The sequence below is a fragment of the Piscinibacter sp. genome (genome assembly GCF_050175855.1).
GTDB lineage: Bacteria > Pseudomonadota > Gammaproteobacteria > Burkholderiales > Burkholderiaceae_C > Piscinibacter.
In genome coordinates this window covers 1-4,103 of record NZ_JBFXIO010000423.1, presented here as the reverse complement: position 1 = coordinate 4,103, position 4,103 = coordinate 1, and the positions used below count along the sequence as shown (strand labels likewise).

6 protein-coding genes and 1 tRNA gene are annotated in these 4,103 nt (G+C 65.9%); 3 read left to right on the top strand and 4 right to left on the bottom strand.

Going from position 1 to position 4,103, the window contains the following annotated elements; genetic code table 11:
- The 3 genes from tilS to AB7U92_RS23015 all read left to right on the top strand — a co-directional run.
- On the top strand, positions 1-382 hold a 382-nt coding region (gene tilS, locus AB7U92_RS23025; RefSeq protein WP_428582494.1), incomplete at its 5' end, for a tRNA lysidine(34) synthetase TilS.
- A gap of 62 nt (positions 383-444) precedes the next feature.
- Positions 445-1,713, top strand: a complete 1,269-nt coding sequence (locus tag AB7U92_RS23020; protein WP_428582492.1) for an aspartate kinase — start codon at positions 445-447, stop codon at positions 1,711-1,713.
- Positions 1,714-1,758: 45 nt separating this feature from the next.
- Positions 1,759-1,851: transfer RNA gene (locus AB7U92_RS23015), tRNA-Ser, on the top strand.
- Positions 1,852-1,908: 57 nt separating this feature from the next.
- Here the strand turns inward: AB7U92_RS23015 and AB7U92_RS23010 are convergent.
- The 4 genes from AB7U92_RS23010 to AB7U92_RS22995 all read right to left on the bottom strand — a co-directional run.
- Positions 1,909-2,544 carry a hypothetical protein gene (locus tag AB7U92_RS23010; RefSeq protein WP_428582490.1) on the bottom strand — a complete coding sequence of 212 codons (636 nt, stop codon included), beginning with the start codon at positions 2,542-2,544 and terminating at the stop codon, positions 1,909-1,911.
- 84 nt (positions 2,545-2,628) lie between these two features.
- Entirely contained in the window at positions 2,629-2,838 is a 210-nt protein-coding gene (locus AB7U92_RS23005) for a hypothetical protein (protein WP_428582488.1), read from the bottom strand.
- 135 nt (positions 2,839-2,973) lie between these two features.
- A complete protein-coding gene (locus AB7U92_RS23000) occupies positions 2,974-3,657 on the bottom strand; it encodes an ankyrin repeat domain-containing protein (protein ID WP_428582486.1) in 684 nt (227 codons plus the stop codon).
- Between the two features lie 14 nt (positions 3,658-3,671).
- Positions 3,672-4,103: TatD family hydrolase (locus AB7U92_RS22995; RefSeq protein WP_428582484.1), on the bottom strand; the 432-nt coding region annotated here is incomplete at its 5' end.

The following is a 4,103-nucleotide window of genomic DNA, read 5'->3' as shown; positions in this document are numbered from 1 at the left end:
GAATGTCGAGGCGAACGCCGGATCGCGCATGAGCACGCTGAGCATCACGCGCGCCGGTCGCCATCCGCTGCCCGGATGGGGCGGCAACCTGCGCGTGGAGAGGGTGCGCGAGTGCGGTGTGCCACTGGCCTGGCTCGCGCACCTCGAACTGCGCGAACGCAGCGGCGGCGAGCAGTTCCAGGCCGGATTCGGCCGGCCGCCGCGCAGCCTGAAGAAGCAGTTCCAGGCCCAGGCCGTGCCGGCCTGGGAGCGCGACGGGCCGCTGGTCTACAGCGGCGGGCAGCTGGTGTTCGTGCCCGGCCTGGGGCTGGACGCGCGCGTCATCGGCCTGCCGGGCCAGGCCCTCGTGCACCTGTCATGGGAGCGCAAGTCGGGCGGATAGAATGTCGGGTTCACGAGCGCGGCGTGACCCCCTTCGAGCAATCACCGCGGCCCGATCTTTCCATGGCACTCATCGTTCACAAGTACGGCGGCACGTCGATGGGCTCGACCGAGCGCATCCGCAACGTTGCCAAGCGCGTCGCCAAATGGGCGCGGGCTGGGCATCAGATGGTGGTCGTGCCCTCGGCCATGAGCGGCGAGACCAATCGCCTGCTCGGCCTGGCCAAGGAGCTCTCACCGGCCACGACCTCGCCCGAACTTCAGCGCGAGCTCGACATGATCGCCTCGACCGGCGAGCAGGTCTCGGTGGGCCTGCTGGCCATCGCCCTGCAGGCCGAAGGCATGCCGGCGGTGAGCTACACCGGCTGGCAGGTGCCCATCGCCACCGACAGCGCCTACACCAAGGCGCGCATCCAGAGCATCGACGACCAGCGCGTGCGCGCCGACCTCGCCGCCGGCAAGGTGGTCATCATCACCGGCTTCCAGGGCGTGGACGAGCAGGGCAACATCACCACGCTCGGCCGCGGCGGCTCCGACACCTCGGCGGTGGCGGTGGCGGCGGCGCTCAAGGCCGACGAATGCCTGATCTACACCGACGTCGACGGCGTCTATACCACCGACCCGCGCATCGTCCCCGAGGCGCGCCGGCTGCACACCATCAGCTTCGAGGAAATGCTGGAGATGGCCAGCCTCGGCTCCAAGGTGCTGCAGATCCGCTCGGTGGAGTTTGCCGGCAAGTACCGCGTGCCGATGCGCGTGCTGTCGAGCTTCACGCCGTGGGACATCGCGATCGAGGAAGAGGCCCGCTCGGGCACGCTGATTACCTTTGAGGAAGACGAGAAGATGGAACAAGCCGTCGTGTCCGGCATCGCGTTCAACCGCGACGAAGCCAAGATCAGCCTGCTGGGCGTGCCCGACAAGCCCGGCATCGCTTTCTCGATCCTCGGGCCGGTGGCCGACGCCAACATCGATGTCGACGTCATCATCCAGAACGTCTCCCACGACGGCAAGACGGACTTCTCCTTCACGGTGCACCGCAACGACTACCAGCGCACGCTCGACCTGCTCAAGAGCACAGTGGTTCCCAAGACCGGTGCCGCCGAGGTCAGTGGCGACACCAAGATCTGCAAGGTCAGCATCGTCGGCATCGGCATGCGCTCGCACGTCGGCGTGGCCAGCAAGATGTTCCGCGCGCTCAGCGAGGAGGGCATCAACATCCAGATGATCACCACCAGCGAGATCAAGACCAGCGTGGTGATCGACGAGAAGTACATGGAACTCGCCGTGCGCGCGCTGCACAAGGCGTTCGATCTCGATCAGGCTGCGGCCTGACGGGGCGAAAAGGCCGCGAACGCGGCTAGAATGCCAGACTTCGCCGGAGTCGTGACCGAGAGGCCGAAGGTGCTCCCCTGCTAAGGGAGTATGCGGGCAAAACCTGCATCGAGGGTTCGAATCCCTCCGACTCCGCCAGATGCAGTGAAAGCAGGCCCTTCGGGGCCTGTTCTCTTTGTGCGTCCAGCGCGAGCCTCAGAACTTGTAGCTGAAGCCCAGCTTGAGCGCAGGATAGGCCTTGAGCTTGTCGACGCTCTCCTGAAGGTTGGCCTGCTCGGCAGCGATGTTGCCCGCGCCCGCGGCCGCCAGAATGCCGGCCGAGGGTGTGAGCTTCGCGTCGGCCTTGCCGATCACCACACCCAGGTCGGCATAGAAATTCATGCCGCTGGCGGGTTGGTGGTGCCCCCATCCGATGCCGACGTAGGGCGCTGCAGAAGGGAACTTCGCTTCGGCGGCGACGTTTTCGCCAGCGGCCGGATAGCTCGTGCCGTTGATCGTGATCGTGCCGTTCGTCGCCACGGCATCGCCCGACGCCTTGCGGGTGCCGAGCAGCGCGCCGGCGGTCACGCGGAAGCCGCCCGCGAGGAAGAAGTCTCCATAGACGCCGAGGCTGGAAAACTTCAGCCTTGTGTCGTAGGTGGCGCCATTGCGCTCGAAGTCGCGCGCGAGGTCGAGGAACTCGGCGCTCATGCGCAGTCCCATCGCGCCGCCGATACGGTCGCCGATGCCGACCTCCAGACCCGTCGTGCCTAGGCCGGCGAAGACCTCCATGGCTCGCGCCGGCATGACACTGAGCAGGGTGCCGCCCACGAGCAGCAGGCTGGCGGCCATCAGGCGGGCGTCTCGTGCTCGAGCGCTGCGCAGGCTGGCTCGAACGACAGATCCGTTAGTTGACATAATATACATCGTAGCGCATCAGACTAGGCGGTCTGACACGTCCAGATCGTCGATTCCCGGCGCATCGCTGCCCGCCGCAGCCATGTCCGTCGGACCGGGCTTGTCCAGCGGCCGGCAGATCCGGCTGCTCAGCCGGTTCAAGCGTTCGGAACGCTCCATCTCCGCGACGACGGCGGCAGGATTCAACAGGAGCGCAAACGGGTTCGCAACGGGCTGTGCTGACTGCATCGAGGACCTCCGGCATGAGCACTGGGATGAATGCACTCTAGGCGCGGTCATCGGCCCTGGAAGTCGTCGGAGCGCCATTCGCCCTGTAGGAAAAAACCTGACAAGGCCACTCCGGCGTGAACTGCTGCCGGGATCTCAGCGCGGCAACTTCTCGAAACGTTCGACGATGAAGTCGCGGCCACCCAGTTCGGCGAAATCTATGGCCTGCAGTCCCCGCTGGTTGCGGCGCCGCGGATCGGCGCCTCGTTGCAGCAGCAGTTCCACCGTGGACTCCGGGGCATTCTGAGCGGCCAGCATGAGCGGTGTGGTGCCGTTGGGGGCCAGCGCATCGACGCTGGCGCCTCGCTCCAGCAGCAGGCGCACGAGTGCCGTGCTCGGCCCGCTGGCGGCATAGTGGATCGGCGACCAGCCGCCGTGCTGCACCGTGGCGCCACGCTCGATCAGACGCTGGCTGGCTTCCAGGTCGCCGGCGATCGCCGTGAGCATCAGCGCGCTCTCGCCGGCGCCGTTCATCGCGTTCACGTCGATGTCCGGGTGCGCGAGCAGTGCCTGGAACACACGCGGCGACTCGCGCCTGACCGCCAGCACGAGCGCCGGCAAGCCCTTCGGATCACGGCTGTTGGGATCCACGCCCTGAGCCAGCAGCGATTTCAGGCGGCCGACGTCGTCGCGGATGACGGCAACGAACAAGTCGTCGTAGCTACCGGCTCTGGCACCAAGACATGCAGTCAAAACAACGAGATAGAGCGCAAACTTGATGCAAAGCTTCATTATTGCGATATCCGAAACGAGGGCTGCAAGCTTATGTTTGGCTTGCATTTGGGACACTCTTCTCAAGTTTTACTTGAAGTCTTGAAAAGTGCTTCGAAATTGCCCGTGGTGGTCTCGGCCACCGTCTCCAAGGCCACGCCCTTGAGTTCGGCCAGTTTGGCAGCGACAAGCGGCACGAGTGCGGGTGTGTTCGTCTTGCCCCGGAACGGCACGGGCGCCAGATAGGGGCTGTCGGTCTCGATCAGGCAACGCTCCAGCGGCACGAACCGCGCCACCGCCTGGAGATCCGTCGCGTTCTTGAAGGTGACGATGCCGGAGAACGACACGTAGAAGCCCAGATCCAGCGCCGCCTTCGCCACCTCCAGCGTCTCGGTGAAGCAATGGAAGACGCCGCCGACGCGGTCACCCCCCTCCTCCCGCAGGATGCGCAGCGTGTCTGCCGATGCGCTGCGGGTATGGATGACCAGCGGCAACCCGGCGGCTCGCGCGGCCTG

Bases quoted from the DNA above. Each gene is read 5' to 3' on its own strand.
- AB7U92_RS23000 (WP_428582486.1), bottom strand. From the start codon at position 3,657: ATGCAAGCCAAACATAAGCTTGCAGCCCTCGTTTCGGATATCGCAATA.
- AB7U92_RS23020 (WP_428582492.1), top strand. From the start codon at position 445: ATGGCACTCATCGTTCACAAGTACGGCGGCACGTCGATGGGCTCGACC.
- AB7U92_RS23005 (WP_428582488.1), bottom strand. From the start codon at position 2,838: ATGCAGTCAGCACAGCCCGTTGCGAACCCGTTTGCGCTCCTGTTGAAT.
- AB7U92_RS23010 (WP_428582490.1), bottom strand. From the start codon at position 2,544: ATGGCCGCCAGCCTGCTGCTCGTGGGCGGCACCCTGCTCAGTGTCATG.